This is a genomic window from Streptomyces sp. NPDC007084 (assembly GCF_040703595.1).
GTDB lineage: Bacteria > Actinomycetota > Actinomycetes > Streptomycetales > Streptomycetaceae > Streptomyces.
Window position 1 is genome coordinate 19,296 of sequence record NZ_JBEYFY010000029.1, and the last position, 25,168, is coordinate 44,463.

Annotated in this window: 23 protein-coding genes and 1 riboswitch; of the genes, 17 read left to right on the top strand and 6 right to left on the bottom strand. The window is 70.9% G+C overall.

The window, feature by feature from the left end; all coding sequences use genetic code 11:
• Nucleotides 1-209 precede the first annotated feature (209 nt).
• On the top strand, nucleotides 210-566 hold the full coding sequence (locus tag AB0912_RS22520) for an iron-sulfur cluster assembly accessory protein (protein WP_161305473.1): 357 nt from the start codon (nucleotides 210-212) through the stop codon (nucleotides 564-566).
• 274 nt (nucleotides 567-840) lie between these two features.
• On the opposite strand, the gene AB0912_RS22525 is transcribed toward AB0912_RS22520, so the two are convergent.
• Together AB0912_RS22525 and AB0912_RS22530 are read right to left on the bottom strand one after the other, a co-directional pair.
• Nucleotides 841-2,325, bottom strand: a complete 1,485-nt coding sequence (locus AB0912_RS22525; protein ID WP_366702583.1) for a hypothetical protein — start codon at nucleotides 2,323-2,325, stop codon at nucleotides 841-843.
• Nucleotides 2,326-2,753: 428 nt separating this feature from the next.
• Entirely contained in the window at nucleotides 2,754-2,975 is a 222-nt protein-coding gene (locus AB0912_RS22530) for a hypothetical protein (protein WP_366702454.1), read from the bottom strand.
• Between the two features lie 133 nt (nucleotides 2,976-3,108).
• Between AB0912_RS22530 and AB0912_RS22535 the strand changes: the two genes are divergently transcribed.
• Nucleotides 3,109-4,083 carry a carbohydrate kinase family protein gene (locus AB0912_RS22535; protein ID WP_366702456.1) on the top strand — a complete coding sequence of 325 codons (975 nt, stop codon included), beginning with the start codon at nucleotides 3,109-3,111 and terminating at the stop codon, nucleotides 4,081-4,083.
• A 9-nt stretch (nucleotides 4,084-4,092) separates the two neighbouring features.
• On the opposite strand, the gene AB0912_RS22540 is transcribed toward AB0912_RS22535, so the two are convergent.
• Nucleotides 4,093-5,490 carry an aminotransferase class V-fold PLP-dependent enzyme gene (locus AB0912_RS22540; protein WP_366702458.1) on the bottom strand — a complete coding sequence of 466 codons (1,398 nt, stop codon included), beginning with the start codon at nucleotides 5,488-5,490 and terminating at the stop codon, nucleotides 4,093-4,095.
• A 342-nt stretch (nucleotides 5,491-5,832) separates the two neighbouring features.
• Here AB0912_RS22540 and coxB point away from each other — a divergent pair, with 342 nt between their 5' ends.
• The 4 genes from coxB to AB0912_RS22560 all read left to right on the top strand — a co-directional run bounded on the left by coxB (nucleotide 5,833) and on the right by AB0912_RS22560 (nucleotide 10,289).
• On the top strand, nucleotides 5,833-6,759 hold the full coding sequence (gene coxB / locus AB0912_RS22545) for a cytochrome c oxidase subunit II (protein WP_366702585.1): 927 nt from the start codon (nucleotides 5,833-5,835) through the stop codon (nucleotides 6,757-6,759).
• Nucleotides 6,756-8,492 (top strand): cytochrome c oxidase subunit I, encoded by a 1,737-nt coding sequence (gene ctaD, locus AB0912_RS22550; protein ID WP_366702460.1) that lies wholly within the window; start codon nucleotides 6,756-6,758, stop codon nucleotides 8,490-8,492. The genes coxB and ctaD overlap by 4 nt, the downstream gene beginning before the upstream one ends.
• On the top strand, nucleotides 8,489-8,887 hold the full coding sequence (locus AB0912_RS22555; RefSeq protein ID WP_366702461.1) for a cytochrome c oxidase subunit 4: 399 nt from the start codon (nucleotides 8,489-8,491) through the stop codon (nucleotides 8,885-8,887). Before ctaD ends, AB0912_RS22555 begins: the two co-directional genes overlap by 4 nt.
• A gap of 130 nt (nucleotides 8,888-9,017) precedes the next feature.
• Nucleotides 9,018-10,289 carry an Ig-like domain-containing protein gene (locus tag AB0912_RS22560; RefSeq protein ID WP_366702463.1) on the top strand — a complete coding sequence of 424 codons (1,272 nt, stop codon included), beginning with the start codon at nucleotides 9,018-9,020 and terminating at the stop codon, nucleotides 10,287-10,289.
• A gap of 28 nt (nucleotides 10,290-10,317) precedes the next feature.
• On the opposite strand, the gene AB0912_RS22565 is transcribed toward AB0912_RS22560, so the two are convergent.
• On the bottom strand, nucleotides 10,318-10,719 hold the full coding sequence (locus AB0912_RS22565; protein ID WP_366702465.1) for a hypothetical protein: 402 nt from the start codon (nucleotides 10,717-10,719) through the stop codon (nucleotides 10,318-10,320).
• A gap of 202 nt (nucleotides 10,720-10,921) precedes the next feature.
• On the opposite strand from AB0912_RS22565, the gene AB0912_RS22570 reads away from it, so the two are divergent.
• The 6 genes from AB0912_RS22570 (at nucleotide 10,922) to AB0912_RS22595 (ending at nucleotide 18,092) form a co-directional block, all read left to right on the top strand.
• Nucleotides 10,922-11,542, top strand: coding sequence for a heme-copper oxidase subunit III (locus tag AB0912_RS22570; protein ID WP_081216795.1), 621 nt, complete (start codon nucleotides 10,922-10,924; stop codon nucleotides 11,540-11,542).
• A 64-nt stretch (nucleotides 11,543-11,606) separates the two neighbouring features.
• Complete coding sequence (locus tag AB0912_RS22575) at nucleotides 11,607-12,416, top strand: cytochrome c (protein WP_366702467.1); 810 nt, start codon at nucleotides 11,607-11,609, stop codon at nucleotides 12,414-12,416.
• On the top strand, nucleotides 12,413-13,489 hold the full coding sequence (locus AB0912_RS22580; protein ID WP_366702469.1) for a Rieske 2Fe-2S domain-containing protein: 1,077 nt from the start codon (nucleotides 12,413-12,415) through the stop codon (nucleotides 13,487-13,489). The genes AB0912_RS22575 and AB0912_RS22580 overlap by 4 nt, the downstream gene beginning before the upstream one ends.
• A complete protein-coding gene (locus AB0912_RS22585; RefSeq protein ID WP_366702471.1) occupies nucleotides 13,486-15,123 on the top strand; it encodes a ubiquinol-cytochrome c reductase cytochrome b subunit in 1,638 nt (545 codons plus the stop codon). The genes AB0912_RS22580 and AB0912_RS22585 overlap by 4 nt, the downstream gene beginning before the upstream one ends.
• Before the next feature lie 150 nt (nucleotides 15,124-15,273).
• Nucleotides 15,274-16,338 carry an anthranilate phosphoribosyltransferase gene (gene trpD / locus AB0912_RS22590; protein WP_366702473.1) on the top strand — a complete coding sequence of 355 codons (1,065 nt, stop codon included), beginning with the start codon at nucleotides 15,274-15,276 and terminating at the stop codon, nucleotides 16,336-16,338.
• 84 nt (nucleotides 16,339-16,422) lie between these two features.
• A riboswitch (SAM riboswitch) is annotated at nucleotides 16,423-16,539 on the top strand.
• A 188-nt stretch (nucleotides 16,540-16,727) separates the two neighbouring features.
• Nucleotides 16,728-18,092, top strand: a complete 1,365-nt coding sequence (locus AB0912_RS22595) for an aminotransferase class V-fold PLP-dependent enzyme (protein WP_366702475.1) — start codon at nucleotides 16,728-16,730, stop codon at nucleotides 18,090-18,092.
• Nucleotides 18,093-18,137: 45 nt separating this feature from the next.
• On the opposite strand, the gene AB0912_RS22600 is transcribed toward AB0912_RS22595, so the two are convergent.
• Both AB0912_RS22600 and AB0912_RS22605 read right to left on the bottom strand, forming a co-directional pair.
• Nucleotides 18,138-18,419 (bottom strand): Lrp/AsnC ligand binding domain-containing protein, encoded by a 282-nt coding sequence (locus AB0912_RS22600; protein WP_366702477.1) that lies wholly within the window; start codon nucleotides 18,417-18,419, stop codon nucleotides 18,138-18,140.
• Nucleotides 18,420-18,462: 43 nt separating this feature from the next.
• Nucleotides 18,463-19,218, bottom strand: coding sequence for a rhomboid family intramembrane serine protease (locus AB0912_RS22605; RefSeq protein ID WP_366702479.1), 756 nt, complete (start codon nucleotides 19,216-19,218; stop codon nucleotides 18,463-18,465).
• A 150-nt stretch (nucleotides 19,219-19,368) separates the two neighbouring features.
• Here AB0912_RS22605 and AB0912_RS22610 point away from each other — a divergent pair, with 150 nt between their 5' ends.
• The 5 genes from AB0912_RS22610 (at nucleotide 19,369) to AB0912_RS22630 (ending at nucleotide 24,942) form a co-directional block, all read left to right on the top strand.
• Nucleotides 19,369-19,608, top strand: a complete 240-nt coding sequence (locus AB0912_RS22610) for a hypothetical protein (protein ID WP_366702481.1) — start codon at nucleotides 19,369-19,371, stop codon at nucleotides 19,606-19,608.
• A 34-nt stretch (nucleotides 19,609-19,642) separates the two neighbouring features.
• Complete coding sequence (locus AB0912_RS22615; RefSeq protein WP_366702483.1) at nucleotides 19,643-20,992, top strand: NYN domain-containing protein; 1,350 nt, start codon at nucleotides 19,643-19,645, stop codon at nucleotides 20,990-20,992.
• A 320-nt stretch (nucleotides 20,993-21,312) separates the two neighbouring features.
• Nucleotides 21,313-22,347, top strand: a complete 1,035-nt coding sequence (locus AB0912_RS22620; protein WP_366702485.1) for an NlpC/P60 family protein — start codon at nucleotides 21,313-21,315, stop codon at nucleotides 22,345-22,347.
• Between the two features lie 240 nt (nucleotides 22,348-22,587).
• Nucleotides 22,588-23,610: an NlpC/P60 family protein gene (locus AB0912_RS22625; protein ID WP_366702487.1), complete on the top strand. Its 1,023-nt coding sequence runs from the start codon at nucleotides 22,588-22,590 to the stop codon at nucleotides 23,608-23,610.
• Between the two features lie 132 nt (nucleotides 23,611-23,742).
• Nucleotides 23,743-24,942, top strand: a complete 1,200-nt coding sequence (locus tag AB0912_RS22630) for a hypothetical protein (RefSeq protein ID WP_366702489.1) — start codon at nucleotides 23,743-23,745, stop codon at nucleotides 24,940-24,942.
• Nucleotides 24,943-25,168 lie beyond the last annotated feature (226 nt).

Below are 25,168 nucleotides of genomic sequence, written 5' to 3' on the forward strand. Positions count from 1 at the left end.
GCGTCCATGTGACGTGAATCCCGGTCGCCGCTCCGGCGGATGGCGGCCGGGCGGCCGTGGGGTTGTCCACAGGCCGTGGCCGGTGTGGAGGCGGGTGTGCGAGCATGAACGAAGAAGGCAAAGACACGCACACGGCCCGGAATGAATCCGCGGCCCCGCCGGTTGCAACCGTCGGCAAGCAGTCTCCGTACAACCCGGGAGAGAAGCAGATGTCCGTATCGGACGAGACCACCACCGTGAGCGACGGCATCATCCTGTCCGACGCCGCCGCGGCCAAGGTCAAGGCCCTGCTCGACCAGGAAGGCCGCGAGGACCTGGCGCTGCGCGTCGCCGTTCAGCCCGGCGGCTGCTCCGGCCTGCGGTACCAGCTCTTCTTCGACGAGCGCTCCCTCGACGGCGACGTCGTGAAGGACTTCGGCGGCGTCAAGGTCGTCACCGACCGCATGAGCGCCCCGTACCTGGGCGGCGCCTCGATCGACTTCGTCGACACCATCGAGAAGCAGGGCTTCACGATCGACAACCCGAACGCGACGGGCTCCTGCGCCTGCGGCGACTCCTTCAGCTAGGACCCGCGCGGCATGGCCCGGCCGGGCCCGGTACCGACCGGGCCCGGGCTCGCCGGTGCCGACTGCCACCGGGGTCGAGCCGAGCCCGCGACCATGGGCCCCGGCCGTCCGGGCCGGCGCGCCCGGCATCCCGCGTACGAACGAAGGCGGCGTCCCCTGTGAGGGGACGCCGCCTTCGCGTGTCCGAAACCAGCCTTCGATCCCGGACCGGCGGGAAGAGCCGCCCCCTTGCGGGGCCGGCACAGCCCTTGCCCGCCTCTGCCCGCCTACCTGCCTACCGCGGCCCCGGCTCGGTGGTCCCCGACGCCTTCGGGACGGTGACCCGCCTGTGCGCGATGCGCCGGCCGTCGCTTCCGACCACCGTCCGGTCGGCCGGCGGCGCGTCCAGCCGTACCGTCCGCTCGTACACCTTGGCGATCAGGATGCAGACCTTGCCCCGCTCGGGTTTCTCCGTGACGGTGACGGTCACGGTGTCCGCGGTCTCCTTCGCCGCGACCGTGTAGTCGGCGCACACCCCGCCGGTGAAGGAGACCGTCAGCTCCCGGCCGCGCGCGGTCCAGCCCTGGACGCGCACATCCCGCGTGGTCGCCGACGGGGACGGCTCCTCGCCCGGCGAGGTAGGGGCCGGAGTCGGCTGACCCGGCGACTCGGGCGCGGCCAGGAACTCCGGGTCGACCGCCGGACGCGTCACCGTGTAGGTGTCACCGCCGCCCGGCGCCCGCACCTCGAACAGCCACGACGGCACCAGCGCCTGCCGCCCGTTCGCCCGGTGCGCCGCGAGCCCGAAGACCGCCTTCTCCACGGTCACCGTCTGCCGCCGTGCCGCCGCGGTCGGATGCTCGCAGGGCATCTCGTCCCGGTCCTTCAGCGGTACGGGACTGGCGCAGCCCCCGATCCCCATGCGCCGGCCGCCCGACGGCGAGACACCCGAGGACGAGGCACCCGAGGACGCGCCGTTCATCAGGTCCAGCGTCCGCCGCGCGCCGACCACCGGGTACGTGTCGCCCTTCACCGGTGTCTTCAACTGGCCGCTGCCGCCGATGACATGGCCCTCGCCGTCGATCTGGAGTCCGGTCGTCCACCCGTAGGTCGGCAGTTGGCCCACCACCGGGTCGGCGTTCACCACCCGCACCCGGTCCATGAGCTGGCGCGCGTCGAGCTTCGCGTCGTCCTGCCCGACCGCCCTCAGCACGGGAGCCGCCGCCTTCTTCGCCGCCGCCTCGCTCACCGGGCCCGGTCCCGCCCCGGACGCGCCACCGGGGCCGCCGGGCCGGCAGGGCTTGCCCCGGGGGCAGTTGTCGGTCCCCGGCACCGAGTAGCCGAAGGTCCAGGTCCCCGGCGCGTCCACGTTCACCCGAAGATTGGGCTCCGCGCCGTCCTTCACCGCGCCGACCGTCCAGGCGTCCCCGCTCAGCCGGGGCGTCCCGGCCAGGTCCAGCGCCTTCGCCAGCCGTTCCACCTCCGCCCGGGTCACCCTGCCCTCGGCCCAGTGGACCGGCGCGGAGCGGGGACCCTCGGGCAGCTTCCCCCCGACGCGGTAGGTCGTGCCGTAGGGGTCGGGCTCGCCGGGCGCGATGCCGTGCGAGCCGTCGGCCGGGCCGGTGCTCGTCGTGGTCTCGGAGTAGCCGTCCAGGGCGAGCGGCGGGGGAGTGCCGTCCCCGCCGGGCGTCCCCGCCGAACCGCCGCCGGCCGCGCTCGTGGCGACGTACGCCCCGCCGCCCCCGACGAGCAGCACCGCCGCGGCGACCGCGACGATCACGGCGGTGGGCCGGCGCCGCGCCGGCGCCGCACCGTCCGCGTCGGCGGACCCCGCACCGGTGCCGCCGCCCCTGCCGGCCGCGGTGTCCGCGCCGGCCGTGGCGTCCGTGGCGTCCGTGCTGTCCGTACCGTCCGCGGCGTCCTCGACAGGACCCCTGGCGTCACCCTCGACGGGATCGGTCGCGTCGTCCGCGCCGTCGGCGGGTTGCTCGCTGCTCACCGCATCGCTCCTTCGGCTCCACTGCTGTCCCCGGGCCGGGCCCTGCCGAAGACGGGCTCCGCAGGGTCGTACACCGCATCCCCCTCACAGGGGACGGCGATGGGACGCAGCGGGGGAGCGCGCGGTTCCCGCCGGGCGCTCGGCGCGGTTCACCCGAACGCCGCCGCCGGGTCCTCACCCGTACGGCGGCACCGGTCCGGCGGTGGCCGTCAGTCGCCGTACTCGGACATTCCGTCCAGCATCCGCGCGGAGGCGGGATCGACGGTCACCCCGTGGATGAGGGAGGGGGAGACGGGGAGGGCGGAGACCTCGGCGGGCGCCGCCCAGTTCCCGGCCATCCGGGCACAGTCGCCGCGCAGCGCCGCCAGATCACCGTCCAGGTCGCCTGCCGGGCCGAGCGGAGCGGTGCCGGGGACCTCGAAGTTCGTCATACCGGCACCGTAGGCACGCTTGCCGCCACGAAGAAAGATCTACTATCGGGTAGTTTTGCCCGCTTCAGCGGCCGGGTGCCGACCCGGTAGCGTTAACTGTCAATCCCTTCCCCCGCAGGAGCGTGTCCTCGCCGTGCGTATCGCAGTCACCGGCTCCATCGCCACCGACCACCTCATGACCTTCCCCGGCCGTTTCTCCGACCAGTTGGTCGCGGACCAGTTGCACACGGTCTCCCTCTCCTTCCTGGTCGACAACCTCGACGTCCGCCGGGGCGGGGTCGGCGCGAACATCGCGTTCGGCATGGGACAGCTCGGCACCCGGCCCATCCTCGTCGGGGCGGCCGGCTCCGACTTCGAGGACTACCGCGCCTGGCTGGACCGGCACGGCGTCGACACCGACTCCGTCCGTATCTCCGAGGTGCTGCACACCGCGCGCTTCGTGTGCACCACGGACGCCGACCACAACCAGATCGGCTCCTTCTACACGGGCGCGATGAGCGAGGCCCGGCTCATCGAGCTGAAGTCCGTCGCGGACCGGGTCGGCGGTCTCGACCTCGTCCTGATCGGCGCGGACGACCCCGAGGGGATGCTCCGCCACACCGAGGAGTGCCGCTCCCGCTCGATCCCGTTCGCCGCGGACTTCTCCCAGCAGATCGCCCGGATGAACGGCGACGAGATCCGCATACTGCTGGACGGCGCGACCTACCTCTTCTCCAACGAGTACGAGAAGGGCCTCATCGAGTCCAAGACCGGCTGGACCGACGCGGAGATCCTCGCCAAGGTCGGCCACCGGGTGACCACCCTCGGCGCGCGCGGTGTCCGCATCGAGCGCGTCGGCGAGGACCCGATCGAGGTCGGCTGCCCGGAGGAGGAGCTGAAGGCGGACCCGACCGGCGTCGGCGACGCGTTCCGGGCCGGTTTCCTCTCCGGTCTCGCCTGGGGCGTCTCCCACGAGCGCGCCGCCCAGGTCGGCTGCATGCTCGCCACCCTCGTCATCGAGACGGTCGGCACCCAGGAGTACCAGCTCCGCCGCGCCCACTTCATGGACCGCTTCACCAAGGCGTACGGCGACGAGGCCGCCGCCGAGGTCCAGAAGCACCTCGCCTGACCGGGCGCGTCAGGACACCCGGCGGACCAGATAGGCCGAGCCCTGGTCCGCCGGCTCCTCGCCGACGTACTCCTGCCCCCGCATCTCGCACCACGCCGGGATGTCGAGGCGGGCCGCCTCGTCGTCGGCGAGGACCCGGACGACTCCGCCGACCGGGACGTCCCCGATGACCTTGGCCAGCTCGATGACGGGGATCGGGCAGCGCCGGCCCAGCGCGTCGACCACCAGCGCGTCGGCCGGAGCCGGCACCGCCGCCCCCGCTTCCGCCACCGCCGCCGTCGGCGCCCCGAGCTTCTCGCGCACCGCCGCCACCGTCCCCGGCAGGACCGACAGGAACCGCTCGACGTCCTCCTCCGGCGTCCCCGGCGGCAGCGACACCCGCACATTGCCCTCGCTCAGCACCCCCATCGCCTTCAGGACATGGCTCGGGGTGAGTGTGCTGCTCGTGCACGAGGAGCCCGAGGAGACCGAGAAGCCCACCCGGTCCAGCTCGTGCAGGAGTGTCTCCCCGTCGACATAGAGACAGGAGAAGGTGACGATCCCCGGCAGCCGGCGGACCGCGTCGCCGACCACCTCGACATCCGGGACCAGACCGGGCACCCGTGCCCGGATCCGCTCCGTCAGTTCCCGCAGCCGCGCCGCCTCCCGCGCCGCCTCCGCCTGGACCGCGCGCAGCGAGGCCGCCGCCGCCACGATCGCCGGGATGTTCTCGAACCCGGCCGCCCGCCCCGACTCCCGCTCGTCCGCGGGCCCTTGGGGAGCGAACCGCACCCCCTTGCGCACGACGAGCAGTCCGACACCGGAGGGACCGCCCCATTTGTGGGCGCTCGCCGTCAGCAGGGACCAGTCGCCCGCCACCCGGCCCCAGCCCAGCGACTGCGCCGCGTCCACCAGGAGCGGCACACCCGCCCCCCGGCACACCTGTGCCACCTCGGCCACCGGCTGCTCCGTGCCCACCTCGTGGTTGGCCGACTGCAGACAGGCCAGCGCGGTGTCGACGCGCAGGGCGTCCGCGTACGAGGAAGGGGAGACCCTGCCCGTCCGGTCCACCGGGATCAGCGCCGACGTGCCGCCCGACGCCTCGTGCAGCTCCGCCGAATGGAGTACCGACGAATGTTCGACGGCTGACACGATCAGGTGGCCGCCGATCCGCCGCCGGCCCGCCAGGGCGCCCGCGATCCCGGAGTGCACCGCGCGTGTGCCGGAGGCGGTGAAGGCCAGCTCGTCCGGACGGCAGCCCACCGCCTCGGCCGCCGCCTCCCGCGCGGCGTCGAGCAGCAGCCGGGCCCGCCGCCCCTCCCGGTACAGCCGGGCGGGATCGGCCCACCCCTCGTCGAGCGAGGCCCCCAGGGCCTGCCGGGCGACGGGGTGCAGCGGAGCCGCGGAAGCGGCGTCGAAGTAGGACACGCCACCACGCTAGTCCGTGCCGGCGAAGAGACCGTCAGAAGGCATCCGGAGTGGGGCATTCCGGCAGGACGGGGAGCGCCTTCCAGTCGAATCGGCACTCCTTCGGGGAGTCGGGCGGCGCGTTGGGCACCCTCCCCGCGCGACCCCAAATAGCGTCCAGTAGGGTTTGGTCCGCATAAACATCCAAACCCCTGCCCGACGCAGGGCGGCGACCGACCAGCGAGAAGGCCGCAGCCAACAGCGCGGGCGAGACTCTCGGGAAGGCGCTACGTGAGTCCCAACGGCTCCGACCTCCCCCACGCCCTGGGGGGCGCGGGCGGTACCCCCACGCCGCGGCGCCCGATGCGGCGGAAGCTGCTGCAGGCAATGACTGCGGGCCTGGTCCTGGCGACAGCCACTGGTTGCTCGTACAACTGGGAAGACTTCCCCCGCCTTGGTATGCCCACCCCGGTGACGGATGAGGCTCCGCGGATCCTCTCCCTCTGGCAGGGCTCGTGGGCGGCCGCGCTCGCCACGGGCGTGCTGGTCTGGGGCCTGATCCTGTGGAGCGTCGTCTTCCACCGGCGTAGCCGGACCAAGGTAGAAGTTCCTCAGCAGACCCGGTACAACATGCCCATCGAGGCGCTGTACACCGTGGTCCCGCTCATCATCGTCTCGGTGCTGTTCTACTTCACCGCCCGCGACGAGACGAAGCTGCTCAGCCTCGACAAGAAGCCCGACGTCACGGTCAACGTGGTCGGCTTCCAGTGGAGCTGGGGCTTCAACTACGTCGAGAACGTCCCCGGCTCCTCCGGGAACGCCAAGACGGACCCGAACCTGGCGGCCATTCCGGACCGGTTCAAGAAGGACTTCCCGGCGAACGCCGGCGGGGTCTACGACGTCGGCACGCCCGGCACGCGGAACCCGCAGACCCACAACCCGGGTCCGACCCTCTGGCTCCCCAAGGGCAAGACGGTCCGCTTCGTCCTCACTTCGCGTGACGTCATCCACTCCTTCTGGGTGGTGCCGTTCCTCATGAAGCAGGACGTCATCCCGGGGCACACCAACTCCTTCCAGGTGACCCCGAACCACGAGGGCACCTTCCTGGGCAAGTGCGCCGAGCTGTGCGGCGTCGACCACTCCCGGATGCTCTTCAACGTGAAGGTCGTCTCCCCCGAGCGCTACGAGGCCCACCTCAAGGAGCTCGCGGCGAAGGGACAGACCGGTTACGTCCCGGCCGGCATTGAGCAGACGGGCCACGAGAAGAACCGGGAGACGAACAACCTGTGAGCATCCTCAACGAACCCCAGGGTGCCGACGCAGCCGAAGACTCGTACGAGAGCGAGCTGCCGGTTCGGCGCAAGCAGCCCGGCAGTGTCGTGATCAAGTGGCTCACCACCACGGACCACAAGACGATCGGCACGCTGTATCTGGTCACGTCGTTCGCGTTCTTCTGCATCGGCGGCGTCATGGCGCTGCTCATGCGCGCCGAACTGGCGCGCCCCGGACTGCAGATCATGTCGAACGAGCAGTTCAACCAGGCGTTCACGATGCACGGCACGATCATGCTGCTGATGTTCGCGACGCCGCTGTTCGCCGGTTTCACGAACTGGATCATGCCGCTGCAGATCGGCGCGCCCGACGTGGCGTTCCCGCGGCTGAACATGTTCGCCTACTGGCTCTACCTGTTCGGCTCGACCATCGCGGTCGGCGGCTTCCTCACTCCGCAGGGCGCGGCCGACTTCGGCTGGTTCGCCTACAGCCCGCTGTCCGACGCGGTCCGCTCGCCGGGCGTCGGCGCCGACATGTGGATCATGGGTCTGGCCTTCTCCGGCTTCGGCACCATCCTCGGCGCGGTCAACTTCATCACCACGATCATCTGCATGCGCGCGCCCGGCATGACGATGTTCCGCATGCCGATCTTCGTCTGGAACGTCCTGCTCACCGCCGTACTGGTGCTGCTGGCCTTCCCCGTGCTCGCGGCGGCCCTGTTCGCCCTGGAGGCGGATCGAAAATTCGGGGCACACGTCTTCGACGCGGCCAACGGCGGCGCCCTGCTGTGGCAACACCTCTTCTGGTTCTTCGGACACCCAGAGGTGTACATCATCGCCCTGCCGTTCTTCGGGATCATCTCCGAGGTCATCCCGGTGTTCTCCCGTAAGCCGATGTTCGGCTACATGGGCCTCATCGGCGCGACGATCGCCATCGCCGGTCTGTCCGTGACCGTGTGGGCGCACCACATGTACGTCACCGGCGGCGTACTGCTCCCGTTCTTCTCCTTCATGACGTTCCTCATCGCCGTACCGACCGGCGTGAAGTTCTTCAACTGGATCGGAACGATGTGGAAGGGCTCGCTGTCCTTCGAGACACCGATGCTCTGGGCGGTCGGCTTCCTCATCACCTTCACCTTCGGTGGTCTGACCGGCGTCATCCTGGCCTCGCCGCCGATGGACTTCCACGTCTCCGACTCGTACTTCGTGGTGGCGCACTTCCACTACGTGGTGTTCGGCACCGTGGTGTTCGCGATGTTCTCCGGCTTCCACTTCTGGTGGCCGAAGATGACGGGCAAGATGCTCGACGAGCGGCTCGGCAAGATCACCTTCTGGACGCTGTTCGTCGGCTTCCACGGCACGTTCCTGGTGCAGCACTGGCTCGGCGCCGAGGGCATGCCGCGGCGTTACGCGGACTACCTCGCGGCCGACGGCTTCACCGCGCTGAACACGATCTCGACGATCAGCTCGTTCCTGCTCGGCCTGTCGATCCTGCCGTTCCTCTACAACGTGTGGAAGACGGCCAAGTACGGCAAGAAGGTCGAGGTCGACGACCCGTGGGGTTACGGCCGTTCGCTGGAGTGGGCCACCTCGTGCCCGCCGCCGCGGCACAACTTCCTCACCCTGCCGCGGATCCGCAGTGAATCCCCGGCGTTCGACCTGCACCACCCCGAGATCGCCGCGCTCGACCAGCTCGAGCACGCCGGTAGCGGTTCGTCGGCTCTGGCTGGTGGCAAGGAGGCCGGCAAGTGAAGGTCCAAGGCAAGATGTTCCTGTGGCTCGCCGTGTTCATCCTCATCATGGGGATCGTCTACGGCGTGTGGTCCAAGGAGCCGGCCGGCACCACGGCCCTCTTCATGGGCTTCGGCCTGAGCGTGATGATCGGCTACTACCTGGCCTTCACGGCCCGGCGGGTCGACCAGCTCGCGCAGGACAACAAGGAGGCCGACGTCGCGGACGAGGCCGGCGAGCTGGGCTTCTTCAGCCCGCACAGCTGGCAGCCGCTCGCGCTCGGCGTCGGTGGCGCCCTGGCCTTCATGGGCGTCGTCTTCGGCTGGTGGCTGCTCTACTTCTCGGCCCCGATCATCGCGATCGGCCTGTGGGGCTGGGTCTTCGAGTACTACCACGGTGAGAACCGCACGCAGTAGCACGCGCTGAACCCCGGGGAGCCCGGACACTCCGTCAGGAGCGTCCGGGCTCCCCCGTTTGCCACGCCTTCCGTCCCTCACTCGGCCCACCCGGCGCGCCGACCGCGACAGGCGTTCATAGCGTGAGCGCATGAGCCACTCACCGCGAATCCGCACGGTCGTCAGCTGCACCGCGCTGGTGGTCGCCCTCGGAGCGGGCGCCACCGCCTGCGGCTCCGACGGCCATCCGCTCTCGGCGAAGCCGTACGACGCGGCGGGACAGATCTCGTTCAACGGCCCCGTCGGCGAGAGCAGGAAGCCCGGCAAGGTCGACCCCGACAAGCCGCTCGAGATCACCTCCGAGGGTGACGACGGGCGCATCACCGACGTGACGGCCACCGACGCCTCAGGACGCTATGTGGCGGGCGAACTCTCCGCCGACGGCAGCCGCTGGCACAGCACCTCCCCGCTGGCCGCAGGAGCCCACTACACGGTCCGGGTGAGCACCGAGGACGAGGACGGCGCCCCCGGCCGCAAGGTCCTCGGCTTCGACACCAGCACGCCCAAGACCAAGAAGACGCTCGACGTCACCTTCGGCCCCAAGGCCGGCAAGTACGGGGTGGGCCAGCCCGTCACCGCCGAACTGAGCGCCCCCGTCAAGGACAAGGCGGCCCGCGCGGTCGTGGAGCGGGCCCTCAAGGTCGACTCCAGCCCCGCCGTGGAGGGCGCCTGGCACTGGGTGGACGACAAGACGCTCCACTACCGCCCCAAGGAGTACTGGCCCACCCACGCCACCATCACGGCGCACAGCAACCTCGCCGGCATCAAGATCGGCGACCGGCTCTGGGGCGGCGACGCCAAGACCCTGAAGCTCACCACGGGGGACCGGCTCATCGCCGTCACCGACGCCGCCTCGCACGAGATGACGGTCTACCGCAACGGCGAACAGATCAACGAGATCCCCGTCACCACCGGCAAGCCCGGCTTCGAGACCCGCAACGGCGTCAAGGTCGTGCTGGGCAAGGAGTACTTCGTACGGATGCGCGGTACCAGCATCGGCATCGCCGAGGGCAGCTCCGACTCCTACGACCTGCCCGTGTACTACGCCACCCGGGTCACCTGGAGCGGCGAGTACGTGCACGCCGCGCCCTGGTCGACCGGCTCCCAGGGGTCCGCCAACGTCAGCCACGGCTGCACCGGCATGAGCACCAGCAACGCCGAGTGGTTCTTCGACACCTTCAACGAGGGTGACGTCGTCAAGGTCGTCAACTCGGACGGCGACATGATGGACGCGTTCGGAAACGGCTTCGGCGACTGGAACCTCGACTGGAAGAACTGGCGCGAGGGCAGCGCGCTCACCGCCGGATCCCCCGACGCCCCGACTCCCGCCGAACGCGCGAGGCTTCGCCCCGAGAGTGTGTGAGACCGCGCCCCTCGCGGGGCGCGGGTCCTCAGACGCCCTGCAGGTTCCTGCGGCGCAGCAGGGCGGCCAGGGAGCCGGCGAACTCCACCGGGTCGACCGGAAGGGTGACCGCGGCGTCCGCGCGGCTCCAGGTGGCCAGCCAGGCGTCCTGCGGGCGGCCGATCAGGACGAGCGCGGGCGGGCAGTCGAAGATCTCGTCCTTGATCTGCCGGCACAGGCCCATGCCGCCCATCGGAACCGCCTCGCCGTCCAGCACACAGACGTCGATGCCGCCCTTGTCCAGCTCCTTGACGACGGCGGCCGGCGTCGCGCACTCCACGAACTCCACCAGGGGGACGTCCGGAGCGGGCCTGCGCCCGGTGGCGAGCCGCACCTGCGCGCGGGTGTTGGAGTCGTCGCTGTAGACCAGCACCGTGGCGGTCGGCTGCATTCTTCCTCCGGGACGTCGTCGTCGTACGGACCTGAAGCTGCCGGGCCGGCCGGAGCCTGCCCGATGCGCGGATGCTACTCCCTCGGACTCCTCGTCAACACCGGTTCGGACAGGGCTTCGATGGGCCATACGGGCTGGACACACCCCGTCAACACCCCGAACGGCACCCCCCGGCGTGAGGGCGGGATAAGCGACCGACATAATGTCGGTCGTGGCGACAGCAACGACAGTAGAAACCGGGCACGCGCACCCGTCGGTCAATCGGCCGAACCTCACCAGCGTCGGAACCATCATCTGGCTGAGTTCCGAGCTGATGTTCTTCGCGGCCCTCTTCGCGATGTACTTCACCCTGCGATCGGTGACCGGGCCGGATCACTGGAAGGAAATGGCGTCCAGCCTCAACCTTCCGTTCTCGGCGACGAACACCACGATCCTGGTGCTCTCCTCCCTGACCTGCCAGCTCGGCGTGTTCGCCGCCGAGCGCGGGGACGTGAAGAAGCTCAGGATGTGGTTCACCGTCACCTTCATCATGGGTGCGATCTTCATCGGCGGTCAGGTCTTCGAGTACACCGAACTGGTCAAGAAGGACGGGCTCTCGCTCTCCTCGGACCCGTACGGCTCGGTGTTCTACCTGACCACCGGCTTCCACGGACTGCACGTGACGGGCGGGCTCATCGCCTTCCTGCTGGTCCTTGGTCGCACCTACGCGGCTCGGAGATTCACTCACGAGCAGGCAACCGCCGCCATCGTCGTGTCCTACTACTGGCACTTCGTCGATGTCGTCTGGATCGGCCTCTTCGCCACGATCTACCTGATCAAGTAATCGGGCCCGGCGCCCGAAACATCCAGAAGCACCGACGCAGAAGATCCTGACACCGGGGTAATCCGTGAAAAAGCTCTCCGCACGACGACGCCATCCGCTGGCGGCGGTCGTCGTCCTACTCCTCGCGCTGGCGGCCACCGGGGGGCTGTACGCCGCGTTCGCACCCGCGGGCAAGGCGCAGGCCGATGAAACCGCCCAGTCCCTCGCCATCACCGAGGGCAAGAAGCTGTACGCCGTGGGCTGCGCAAGCTGCCACGGAACCGGCGGTCAGGGCACCTCCGACGGGCCGAGCCTGGTGGGAGTGGGCGCCGCGGCGGTCGACTTCCAGGTCGGCACCGGCCGTATGCCGGCCCAGCAGCCCGGCGCGCAGATCCCGAAGAAGAAGGTCATCTACTCGCAGGCCGAGATCGACCAGCTCGCGGCGTACATCGCCTCGCTCGGCGCCGGCCCCTCGGTCCCGACGAAGAGCCAGGTCAGCCCCGAGGGCGCGGACATCGCCAAGGGTGGCGAACTGTTCCGCACCAACTGCGCCCAGTGCCACAACTTCACCGGCAAGGGCGGCGCGCTGACCCACGGCAAGTTCGCGCCGAGCCTTGAGGGTGTCGAACCGAAGCACATCTACGAGGCCATGCAGACGGGCCCGCAGAACATGCCGTCCTTCCCCGACACCACGCTGACGGAGAAGAACAAGAAGGACATCATCGCGTACCTCGACGCGGTCAACGGTGACAACACCGAGAGCCCCGGCGGTCTCGAACTGGGTGGCCTCGGGCCGGTCAGCGAGGGCCTGTTCGGCTGGATCTTCGGACTTGGCACCCTGGTCGCCGTCGCCGTCTGGGTCGCCGCTCGGACCGCAAAGGCCAAGAAGTCATGAGTAGCCAAGACATTCCAGAAGAGAACGTGCCCGCTGAGCGGGCCACCGACGACCACGCCGGTCACGGTCACACCTCGGTCGCCGTCGCGGACGAGCAGAACCCGTTCGCGGACCCGGGGCTGCCGCCCCACGAGCACCGCATCCAGGACATCGACGAGCGGGCCGCCAAGCGGTCCGAGCGCCTGGTCGCCCTGCTGTTCGTGCTGTCGATGCTGGCGACGGTCGCCTTCATCGCCGCGTACGTGGCGATCCCCAACGACAAGTCGATCTACGTCTTCCCGCTCGGGCACATCAGCGCGCTGAACTTCGCGCTGGGCCTGACGCTCGGCGTGGCGCTGTTCTCGATCGGCGCGGGCGCGGTCCACTGGGCCCGCACCCTGATGTCCGACGTGGAGATCGCCGACGAGCGTCACCCGATCGAGGCGGAGCCCGAGGTCAAGGCCAAGGTCCTGGCCGACTTCAAGCAGGGTGCCAAGGAGTCCGCGCTCGGCCGCCGCAAGCTCATCCGCAACACGATGTTCGGCGCGCTGGCCCTGTTCCCGCTCTCCGGCGTCATGCTGCTGCGCGACCTCGGTCCGCTGCCCGGCACGAAGCTCCGCCACACCCTGTGGTCCAAGGGCAAGCTCCTCGTCAACATGAACACCAACGAGCCGCTCCGTCCCTCGGACGTGGCCGTCGGTTCGCTCACCTTCGTCAAGCCCGAGGGCCTGGAGGAGCACGACGAGGACTTCCAGAAGGAGATCGCCAAGTCGGCCCTGATGATCATCCGGCTGCAGCCGGACAACATCAAGGACAAGCAGGAACTCGAGTGGTCCTACCAGGGCATCGTCGCGTACTCGAAGATCTGCACCCACGTCGGCTGCCCGATCTCGCTGTACGAGCAGCAGACGCACCACGCGCTGTGCCCGTGCCACCAGTCCACCTTCGACCTCTCCGACGGTGCCCGAGTCATCTTCGGCCCGGCCGGTCACCCGCTGCCGCAGCTGCGCATCGGCGTGAACGATGAGGGTTACCTCGAAGCGCTCGGCGACTTCGAAGTGCCCGTCGGTCCTGCATTCTGGGAGCGCGGATGAGCACTACCACCACCTCCGACTCGCGCTCGCGCGAGAAGGCGCCCGCCGGTGAGCGGGTGGCCGACTGGGCCGACGGCCGCCTGGGGATCTACTCCCTGGCCAAGGCCAACATGCGCAAGATCTTCCCCGACCACTGGTCGTTCATGCTGGGTGAGGTCTGCCTCTACAGCTTCATCATCATCATCCTCACGGGTGTGTACCTGACGCTGTTCTTCCACCCGTCGATGAACGAGGTGGAGTACCACGGCAGCTATGTCCCGCTGCAGGGACAGCTCATGTCCGAGGCGTTCAACTCGACCATGCACATCTCCTTCGATGTGCGCGGTGGTCTGCTGATCCGTCAGATCCACCACTGGGCCGCGCTGATCTTCCTCGCCGGCATGTTCGTGCACATGATGCGCGTGTTCTTCACGGGTGCGTTCCGCAAGCCCCGTGAGGTCAACTGGGTCTTCGGATTCCTGCTGTTCGTCCTCGGCATGTTCACCGGCTTCACCGGTTACTCGCTCCCGGACGACCTGCTCTCCGGCACCGGTGTCCGCTTCATGGAGGGCGCGGTCCTGTCCGTGCCGATCGTCGGCACGTACCTGTCGTTCTTCCTGTTCGGCGGCGAGTTCCCGGGCGGCGACTTCGTGGCCCGCTTCTACTCGGTGCACGTGCTGCTGCTGCCGGGCATCATGCTCGGCCTGGTCGTCGGCCACCTGATCCTGGTCTTCTACCACAAGCACACCCAGTTCGCGGGTCCCGGCAAGACGAACAACAACGTCGTCGGCATGCCGCTGCTGCCGGTCTACATGGCCAAGGCCGGAGGCTTCTTCTTCCTGGTCTTCGGTGTCATCGCGGCCATCGCGGCGATCGCCTCGATCAACCCGATCTGGTCGATGGGCCCCTACCGCCCCGACCAGGTGTCCACGGGCGCCCAGCCCGACTGGTACATGGGCTTCTCCGAGGGCCTGATCCGTGTCATGCCCGGCTGGGAGATCAACCTGTGGGGTCACACGCTCGTCCTGGGCGTGTTCATCCCGCTGATCATCTTCCCGCTGGTCCTGGTCGCGATCGCGGTCTACCCGTTCATCGAGTCCTGGGTCACCGGCGACAAGCGCGAGCACCACATCCTGGACCGCCCGCGCAACGTCCCGACCCGGACCGCGTTCGGCGCCGCCTGGATCAGCTGGTACTTCGTGCTGCTCGTCGGCGGCGGCAACGACATCTGGGCCACGCACTTCCACCTGTCGATCAACGCGATCACCTGGTTCGTGCGGATCGCCTTCTTCGTCGTGCCGGTGCTCACCTTCCTCGCCACCAAGCGGATCTGCCTCGGCCTCCAGCGCCGGGACCGGGACAAGGTCCTGCACGGCCGCGAGTCGGGCATCATCAAGCGCCTGCCGCACGGTGAGTTCATCGAGGTGCACGAGCCGCTCAGCCAGGACGCGCTGCACACGCTCACCGCGCACGAGCAGTACAAGCCGGCCGAGATCGGCCCGACGGTCGACGAGAACGGTGTCGAGCGCAAGGTCTCCGGCCCGCAGAAGCTGCGCGCCAAGCTGAGCCAGGGCTACTACGGGGAGGACAACCAGATCCCCAAGCCCACCGTCGAGGAGTACAAGGAGATCACGAGCGGCCACGGCCACCACTGATCCCCGGCAGCACCCCGCGCCGGCAGTTCGCCACGGCGAGAGCCCCGTCCACGGACGGGGCTCTTCGCCGTCTGCGGGGCTGGATAGGGTGGACTCACCCCCGTGACGCGGGGGCTCCCACCCGTGTGACCCAGGAACCCAGGAGCGACCATGAGCGCTGTGCACCCCGCTGGAGGCGACACCGCGGCGGGCCGGTCCTGGCCCGAGGTGCTGAACGGTCTCCTCGAAGGCCGCGACCAGAGCGCGGACGACACGGCCTGGGCGATGGACCGCATCATGCGCGGCGAGGCGACCGACGCGCAGATCGCCGGTTTCGTGGTGGCGCTGCGGGCCAAGGGCGAGACCGTCCAGGAGATCTCCGGACTCGTCCGGGCGATGTACGAGCACGCCAACGTGATCGAGGTGCCCGGCCGGACCGTCGACATCGTCGGCACCGGCGGCGACGGCGCGAAGACCGTCAACATCTCCACGATGTCCTCGATCGTGGTGGCCGGCACCGGCGCCAAGGTCGTCAAGCACGGCAACCGCGCCGCGTCCTCCGCCTCCGGCTCCTCGGACGTCCTGGAGAAGCTCGGCGTCAATCTCCAGCTCACGGTGGACCGGGTCGCGCGGGTGGCCGAGGAGGCCGGCATCACCTTCTGCTTCGCGGTGAAGTTCCATCCGGCGCTGCGGCACGTGGCGGCGGCGCGCGGACAGCTCGGCATCCGCACGACCTTCAACGTGCTGGGCCCGCTCACCAACCCGGCCCGGGTCAAGGCCCAGGCGGTCGGGGTCGCCGACCCCCGGATGGCGCCCATCGTGGCGGGCGTCTTCGCCGAGCGCGGCAACTCCTCGCTCGTCTTCCGCGGCGACGACGGCCTGGACGAGCTGACCACGACCGCCGGCTCCCGGGTCTGGGTGGTCCGCGACGGCAAGGTCACCGAGGAGCACTTCCACCCCCGGGACGTCGGCCTCGACGTGGTCCCGGTGGAGGCGCTGCGCGGCGCCGACGCGGCGTACAACGCGGAGGTCGCCCGGCGGCTGCTGGACGGCGAGACGGGGCCGGTGCGCGACGCGGTGCTGCTGAACTCGGCGGCCGCCCTGGTGGCCCTGGAGCCGGCCGACGCGCCCCTCGCGGACCAGCTCCGCGCCGGGATGGCGAAGGCCGCCGAGGCGATCGACTCCGGCGCGGCCAGGCGCACCCTCGACCGGTGGGTGGCGGCCAGCAACGCCTGACCGACGCGGATGTGACGCGGGGCGCGGTCCACAATCCGGACCGCGTCTTGCGCCGCGAAGATCTTCTGGCAAAATGCTGTACCAGGTCATGAGCGACAGCCATCAGGCCCCGGCCGGCTGTCCGGCAACCCTCCGTCCGTGGCGGGGTGCCCCGGGTGAAGACCAGGCCGTAGGCAGCGAGGTCTACGGCAAGCGCGGACCCCTCGCACTCTTTCGAGTGGATGCAACCAGGGGTCCTGGTCGTTCGAGGGAGCCTTCTGTGAGCAAGCGAATGCGATAGGGCGTCGAGCCCCGCCTCCGCACACCCTTTTTCCCCTTCTCCCGCGCTGAGCGCCGCTTTCGGGCGGCCGGCTCGCGCGGTGATCCCGCCTGCCTCACAGGAGTCCGCCATGTCCGTCGTCACCGCCACCGCCGCCGACTCGTCCGTCTGTGCCCCGCTGCCCGTGCTGGGCCGGGACGTCACCGTTCCGCTCGTCACCGGCGGCGAGGTCGCCTACGCGGCCCTCGACTACGCCGCGAGCGCCCCCGCCCTCCAGCGGGTGTGGGACGACGTCGCCGCGTACGCCCCGTACTACGGCAGCGTGCACCGCGGCGCCGGCTACCTCTCGCAGCTCTCCACCGACCTCTTCGAGAACGCCCGCCGGACCGTCGCCGAGTTCCTCGACTGCCGCGCCGACGACCAGCTCGTCTTCACCCGCTCCACCACCGACTCGCTCAACCTGCTCGCCGCCGCGCTCCCGGCCGGCTGCCAGGTCTTCGTCTTCGAGACCGAGCACCACGCCTCGCTGCTGCCCTGGCGCGACGCCCGGGTGACCTACCTGAACGCCCCGCGCACCCCCGACGAGGCCGTCACGACCCTGGAGCGCGCCCTCGCCGCCCGCGACCCGCACGGCCCGGCCCTCGTCTGCGTCACCGGTGCCTCGAACGTCACCGGGGAGCTGTGGCCGGTGCGGGAACTGGCCGCCGCCGCGCACGCCCACGGCGCTCGGATCGTCCTCGACGCCGCCCAGCTCGCCCCGCACCACCCCGTCTCCGTCCAGGACCTCGACGTCGACTGGGTCGCCTTCTCCGGGCACAAGCTCTACGCGCCGTTCGGCTCCGGCGTCCTCGCCGGCCGCTCCGACTGGCTGCGCGCGGCCGACCCGTACCTGGCGGGCGGCGGCGCCAGCCGCAAGGTCACCCGGCGCGCGGACGGCGGGGTGGACGTCGAGTGGCACGACAGCGCGGCCCGGCACGAGGCCGGCTCGCCGAACGTCATCGGCGCCTACTCCATCGCCTCGGCCTGCAAGGCGCTCACCGAGGAGGGCTTCGACAACCTCGTCGCCCGGGAGCGGCACCTGATCCGCACCGTCCGCGCCGGCCTCGCCGAGGTCCCGGAGGTGCGCGTGCTGTCCCTCTTCGGCGACGACGCCCCGCGAGTCGGCGTGCTCTCCTTCGTCGTCGAGGGCTGGAACAGCTCGCACTTCGCCGCCGCGCTCTCCGCCGAGTACGGCATCGGCGTCCGCGACGGCCTGTTCTGCGCCCACCCGCTCGTCCGCACGCTGCTCGGCAGCGACCCCGAGACCCAGGGGGAGTGCGGCGCCCCGGAGGCGGCGCCCGGCGAGAAGTCCCTCAACGCCATCCGTGTCAGCTTCGGCGCCGGCACTCCCGACGAGCACGTCGAGCGGTTCGTCCGCGCGGTGCGCGAGCTGGTCCGGGACGGCGCGCGCTGGCAGTACCGCACCCAGGACGGGCGCTGCGTGCCGGCGGTGTGAGCCGGCCCGCCACAGCGGTGAGCCGGGAGGCGGTGTTCGGGTCGGTCAGGAGTCGAGACCGATCGCGAACGCCGCCTCCAGGTCGTGCTGGGAGTACGTACGGAACGCCACGTGCGTGTCCGTCGCCTCGACGCCCGGGATCTTGCTGATCTTGCCGGGGATGACGTCCGCGAGGTCGTCGTGGGCCCGCACCCGGACCATCGCGATCAGGTCGTAGGTGCCGGTGACGGAGAAGACCTCGCTGACGCTCTCCAGCGACGCGATCGACTCGGCGATCTCGGGGATCCGGTCCACGCTGGTCTTGATGAGGACGATCGCGGTGATCACGGCTGGTTCTCTCCCTCGGGGGCCACTGCTGGGGGATCTCACCCTACTCGCGCTCCGCCGGCCGCCGGCTCTCGGACGGGCCCCGGTCCGGTGCCCCCGCGAGGGGCGCGGGAGCGCCGCGCCGGCCGAACCGCGCCCACGCGTAGAGGAAGCCCAGCGAGAAGCCGACCAGATGCGCCAGATAGGCCACCCCGGGGCCGGACTCGCTCTGGCCCGCCGCCAGCCACTGGAGGGTGAACCAGAACGGCAGCACCACCCAGGCCGGGAACCTGAGCGGCAGGAAGAACAGGAACGGGAAGAGACTGGTCACCCTGGCCTTGGGGAACAGGTACAGGAACGCGCCGAGCACCGCGGAGATCGCCCCGGACGCCCCGACCAGGGACTGTTCCGAGGACGCGTTGGCCGCCGCGTAGCCGAGCAGGGCCAGGTAGCCGCAGCCCAGGTAGAACAGGCAGAACTCCACATGGCCCATGCGCTCCTCGGTCAGCAGCCCGAAGACGTAGAAGAAGAGCATGTTGCCCAGGAGGTGGAGCCAGCTTCCGTGGATGAACAGGGCCGTCGCCGGGGTGAGCACCTCGCGCGCCGGCCCGTCGAACAGATCGGCCGGCACCACGCCCCAGCGCCGGAAGTACGCCCGCTGGACCGCCAGCAGCTCGTCCCCCGTCCCGTACGCGGGACTGAGGCCCGAGGCCGGGCCGATCACGAAGACCAGACAGCACAGGACGAGCAGCCCGTACGTCACCGGTGCCGCCTGGGACCGCACCGCTCTGCCGACTGCCGTACTCCAATTGCCGATCATGGTACAGAGCATGACGTACCGGACGGATCGGTACGGACAGCCTCGCCGCCGTGGACGGCCGAGCGTCGACTACCCGCCAGGCCGTAGGGTTACGAGCCACATGCACCGGGACCGGTGCCGGACGGACACTAGAAGGAAAGCGACTGCCACATGACGGTTCCCCTGCCGGACGCCAAGACCCGCTGGCGCTGCTCGCTCTGCGGCAACCTCACGCGGTTCGACGTGACGCGCTCGTCGAAGGTCGTCGAGTACGTGCACCTCGACCTCGCCGGTGACCCGAAGGTCGAGGAGCGCGAGGTGGTCAGTGAGACCATCGAGTCGGTGCGGTGCCGCTGGTGCAACGCGGTGGATCAGGTCGAACTCGTGGACAGGCCGGGTGCCGGCTCCTGAGGGAGCGGGCCCCGCACGGATATTGGGGTGACGGATGATGGAGACCGCGGGCGGGGAGCCGGACGACGGCACCGCCGAGCTGCTCGATCGTCCGCTGCCCGACGGCGTGCGCCGGCGCGTGGTGCAGATCGTCTCGGACGGCTTCGGCGGCCTGACGGTGGCCGAACTGCCCACGCAGCTACGGCAGTACGCGCGCTTCGCGCCGAACCGGCGGGCCAAGTTCGCCGGCAACGCCATGGCCGCCGCGCTGGAGACGGACCCGCTGTTCAGACAGCGCATCGCCGAGAAGCTGAGAGAGACGCAGCCCGAGCTCAGCGGCGCCCTCGACTCGGCGACGCCGCCCCCGGCCGCGGACCCGCTCGATGTGGCGGCCGCGGCCTACGTACTGCGCCCCGCGGGCTGGGTGAAGCTGGTGACCGCCGCCGGCGAGGAGGCGCAGCGGGCGGACGCCGAGCGCGCCGAGGAGGAGAACCGGGCCGAGCTGGAGCGGCTGCGCGCGGAACTCGCGGCGGCGCGCGGTCAGGTCCGGTCCGAGACCGAGCGGCTGCGCACCGAACTGGACGCGGCGCGCAAGGAGGCGGAATCGCTTCACCGCAAGCTGCGCGGGGCCCTCAGTGACGTGAAGCGCGGCGAGGCCGCGCTGCGCAAGCTGCAGGGCGAGACGGACGTGGTGCGGGCGGAGAGCCAGGCCCAGGTCTCCGCCGCCGAGAGCGAGAGCCGCCGCCTCAAGGCGCGCCTGGCCGAGGCGGAAGCGGCCCTGGAGGCCTCCCGCAAGGCCGCCCGCGAGGGCCGCAGCGTCGAGGACATGCGGGTGCGCCTGCTCCTGGACACCGTTCTGGACGCGGCTCAGGGGCTGCGCCGCGAGCTGGCGCTGCCGCCCGTCTCGGTGCGGCCCGCGGAGACCGTGGAGGCGGTCGAACCCGGCCGGATGACGCCCAAGGACATCGCCGCTCGCGCCCTGTCGGAGAACGACCCCGCGATCCTGGACCAACTCCTCGCGCTGCCCCAGGCGCATCTGGTCGTCGACGGCTACAACGTCACCAAGACCGGCTATCCCCAGATGCCCCTGGAGAAGCAGCGGCTCCGGCTGCTCGGGCAGCTCTCCCAGCTCGCCGCGCAGACCGGCGCCGAGGTCACCTGTGTCTTCGACGGGGCCGAGCTGGCCGCGCCGGTGCTGCTCGCACCCCCGCGCGGGGTGCGGGTGCTGTTCTCCAAGCCCGGGGTCACCGCGGACGAGCTGATCCGCCAGCTCGTGCGCGCCGAACCGCCGGGCCGGCCGGTCATCGTCGCCTCGACCGACCGCGAGGTGGCCGACGGCATCGCCAAGGCGGGCGCCCGCCCGGTGGCCTCCGCCGTCCTCCTCAAGCGCTTCACCCGCGGCTGAGTCCGCGCCCCGGCGATCTGGGCCGTACGTCGCATCGGCAACCTACGCACCATGCGTAACCTCTGGGCCTGATGCCCGAATTGGCCCGGTGTTCACGCGACGTAGTGTCAAGCGGACATCACTGCACGTGAGTTGAGTGCAAAGAATGCGCTCCGTGACAAAGAATTTTCAGGTTTGGATTTGAACTGATCACAAGAAGGTCACTAGGGTCAGGGCTCGAACCTCCAACTAGGGTGATCACTCATCGGGAGTGACGGTGGAGGGGCACCGCCCGTCGGCGTCAAGCGGCAGGCGGCTGGAGGAAGAAGGAGCTCGCCTTCGTGGCGTCCCACCGTCGACCCAAGCAGCCGAGCCGCACCCGCGTGACCGTGCTCACCACCGCAGCCGCTGCCGCCGTTGCCCTCAGTGCCAACGTCGCCAATGCCGCGCCGTCCGAGAAGCCCGGCAAGGACGAGGTCAAGGCCAAGGTCGACAAGCTCTACGAGCAGGCCGAGCAGGCCACGGAGAAGCTCGACGGCGCCAAGGAGAAGCAGCAGAAGCTCCAGAAGGAGATCAGCTCCCTCCAGGACAACGTCGCCCGCGGCCAGGAAGAGCTGAACGACCTGCGGGACGGCCTCGGTTCGATGGCCAGCGCCCAGTACCGCACCGGCGGCATCGACCCGTCCGTGGCGCTCTTCCTCTCCTCCGACCCGGACAGCTACCTGGACAAGGCCTCGGCCATGGACCAGCTCAGCGCCCAGCAGGTCGAGTCGCTCAAGAAGGTCCAGGAGAAGCAGCGTTCGCTCGCCCAGCAGCGCGCCGAGGCCTCCGAGAAGCTCAAGGACCTCGCCGACACCCGGGCCGAACTGGCCAAGAAGAAGAAGGAAGTCCAGGGCAAGCTGGGCGAGGCCCAGCGGCTCCTGAACTCGCTGACCGCCAAGGAGAAGGCCGCGCTCGCCGCCAAGGAGCAGGAGCGCGCCACCCGCGCCAGCGAGCGCGTCGACCTCGGCACCACCAAGGCCGCCTCCGGCCGCGCCGGCGCCGCGTTCGCCGCCGCCCAGCGCGCCATCGGATCGCCGTACGTCTACGGCGCCTCCGGCCCCAGCTCCTTCGACTGCTCCGGCCTCACCTCCTGGGCCTACGCCCAGGCCGGCGTCTCCATACCGCGCACCTCCGAGGCGCAGGCCAACGCCGGCACCCGGATCTACTCGCAGAGCGGCCTCCAGGTCGGCGACCTGGTCATCTTCTACGGCGACTTCCACCACGTCGGTCTCTACGCGGGCAACGGCCAGGTGCTGCACGCCCCGCACACCGGCGCCGTCGTCCGCTACGAGTCGATCGGCAACATGCCCTTCCAGTTCGGCGTCCGGATCTGATCCGGACCGGCGTCGCGGAGCCTCGCTCCGCCGCCTGAGGGGACCGTCCGCCACGCCGCCCAAACGGGCGAATTGCGACAACTCCCGCTGACCCCACGCCCCGTCGGTGACCTGCGTCTCCGGCGGGGCGTCACTGTGCGTGCCCGCGGAGGTCTTTGGCCGGTGCCTGGTCGCACGGCTACTGTCTGCCGCGTTTCCCCCCGACGGCGGGGGACCGTCAGCGGAAGGGAGCGGCCACTCGTGGGGTTCCATCGCCGCCTTGCACCGACCGGCTTCGACCGGGGCGCCGGCGCCTTCGGCATCGCCGCCTGCGTGATGTCCGCCGCGGCAGCCGCGCTCGGCACGCTGCCCGCCTCCGCGGCACCGCGGGAGGACACCCGGGCCGAGGTGGACCGCCTGTACACGCAGGCGGAGAAGGCGACCGAGGCGTACAACAAGGCCGACGAGCGCGCCGACACGCTGCGCCGGCAGGTCGGCACCGCGCAGGACGAGATCGCCCGCCAGCAGGAGCGCGTCAACACCATGCGGGAGACGCTCGGTTCACTCGCCGGCGCCCAGTACCGCTCCGGCGGCATCGACCCCTCCCTCGCGCTGCTCTTCTCCGACGACCCGGCCGACTACCTCGACAAGGCCGCCGCCCTGGACCGCATCACCGCGCACCAGGCCGGTGAACTCCGCGACCTCCAGCTCGCCCTGCGCGACCTCTCCCAGAAGCGCGAGGAGGCGACCGGGAAACTCGCCGAGCTGGAGAGCAGCCGCAAGGCGGTCGCCCGGAACAAGCGCGCCGTCGAGCGCAAACTCGCCAAGGCCCGCCACCTGCTCAACTCGCTGCCCGCCGCCGACCGCGCCGCCTACGACCGCGCCTCGCGCTCGGCCCGCGGGGACCTGCCCGACTTCGGCAGCGACGTGCCCGCCTCGGGCCGCGCCGCCGCGGCCGTCGCCGCCGCCCGCTCCGCCCTCGGCCGCCCCTACGTCTGGGGCGCCAACGGGCCCGGCGGCTTCGACTGTTCGGGCCTCATGCAGTGGTCCTACGCGCATGCCGGCGTCGGCCTGCCGCGCACCTCGCAGGCCCAGCGGTACGCGGGCCGGCGGATTCCGCTCTCCCAGGCACGCCCCGGCGACCTGGTCACCTACCGGTCCGACGCCAGCCATGTCGCCATGTACGTGGGCAACGGCCAGGTGATCCACGCCCCCTACCCCGGGGCCCCGGTGCGCTACGACCCCGTCGGGATGATGCCGATCTCCTCCGTCACCCGGCCCTGACGGCCGCGCGGCGCACTCCGGGGAACTCCCGGGAAGGCCAAGGGGCTCCGAGGAACTCCGAGGACGCCGCCCGGAGCCGGCCGCCGGCACGGACCTCCGGCCGACCGGCCCGCGCACCGTACGATCGTGAACGTGGCTGGTCGAAGGCGTGTGTCGCGGGCGGGGCTCGTTCTGGTGCTGCTGCTCGCCGTGCTCGTCGGCTGCTCCGGCGGCCCGTCCTCCGGCACCGCGTCCTCGGCCGAGGTCCGCCGCGTCCTGGACCGGCGCGCCGCCGCCGTCCTGCACCGGGACGTGTCCGCGTACCGCGCCACCGGCGACCCGGCCGCCGCCTCCGACGAGTTCGCCAACCTGCGCGAGGTGCCGCTCGCGGACTGGGCCTACCGCCTGGACCGGCTGACCGTCTCCGGCGACCGGGCCACCGCCCGGGTCCGGTTGCGCTACCGCGTAGAGGGCTACGACACCGCGCCGGTCACCGCCGACCGCACCGTGGGCCTGACCCGCACCGCCGGGAGCTGGCGGGTGACCTCGGACGAGCCCGCCGGCACCGGCGCGCACCAGCTCTGGGAACAGGGCGCCGTCACCGTCGTACGGGGGCGGCACAGCCTCGTTCTCGGGGTCGGGCAGCCGGGGGAGCGGCTGCGGTCCTTCGCCGCCCTCGCGGACCACGCGGTGCCCGCCGTGACGCGGGCCTGGGGCACGGACTGGCCCGGGCACGTCGTCGTCCTCGTACCGAATTCGCTGGAGGGGATGGCGGGGCTGCTCGGGGCGCCGGCGGCCGGGTACCGGGGGATCGCCGCGGTCACCACCGGGGAGGTGGGCGGTTCGGCGAAGGCGCCCGCGGACCGGATCATCGTCAACCCCGACGCGTACGGCGTCCTCGGGGACTTCGGCAAACAGGTGGTGCTCACCCACGAGAGCACCCATGTCGCGACCCGCGCCCACACCACGGCCGCCACGCCCCTGTGGCTCTCCGAGGGGTACGCGGACTGGGTCGGCTACCGGGGCGGCGGCCGGGCGCCCGGACAGATCGCCTCCGAACTCCGGCGCGCCGTGGCCGACGGCCAGGTGCCGGCCGCGCTGCCCGACGACAAGGACTTCGGGTTCACCGGCGACGCGACCGCGCTGGCGCAGGCCTACGAGAGCGGCTGGCTGGCCTGCCGGCTGATCGCGGGGCACTGGGGCGAGGACCGGCTGAACGCCTTCTACCGGGCCGTCGGCGACCACCGCGAACGGCCCGGCGCCGTCGAGGAGGCGCTGCGGGACGTGCTGCACACGACGCCGGAGAAGTTCACCGAACGGTGGCGGGACTACCTCAGGGAGCAACTGGGGTGAGGGGGGCGGGGGTTGAGGGGGGCGAGCTGAGCGGGGTCAGGGGCGACGGGTCGACTGGGCTGGCCGGGTCGGGGGCGACGGGGCGACTGGGCTGGCCGGGTCGGGGGCGACGGGGCGACTGGGCTGACCGGCTCGGGAGCCGACGGGTCGACCGGCTCAGGGGGTCGACGCGGTCAACTGGGCTGACCGGCTCGGCGGGCGACGTGTCGACCCGCTCAGAGGGCCG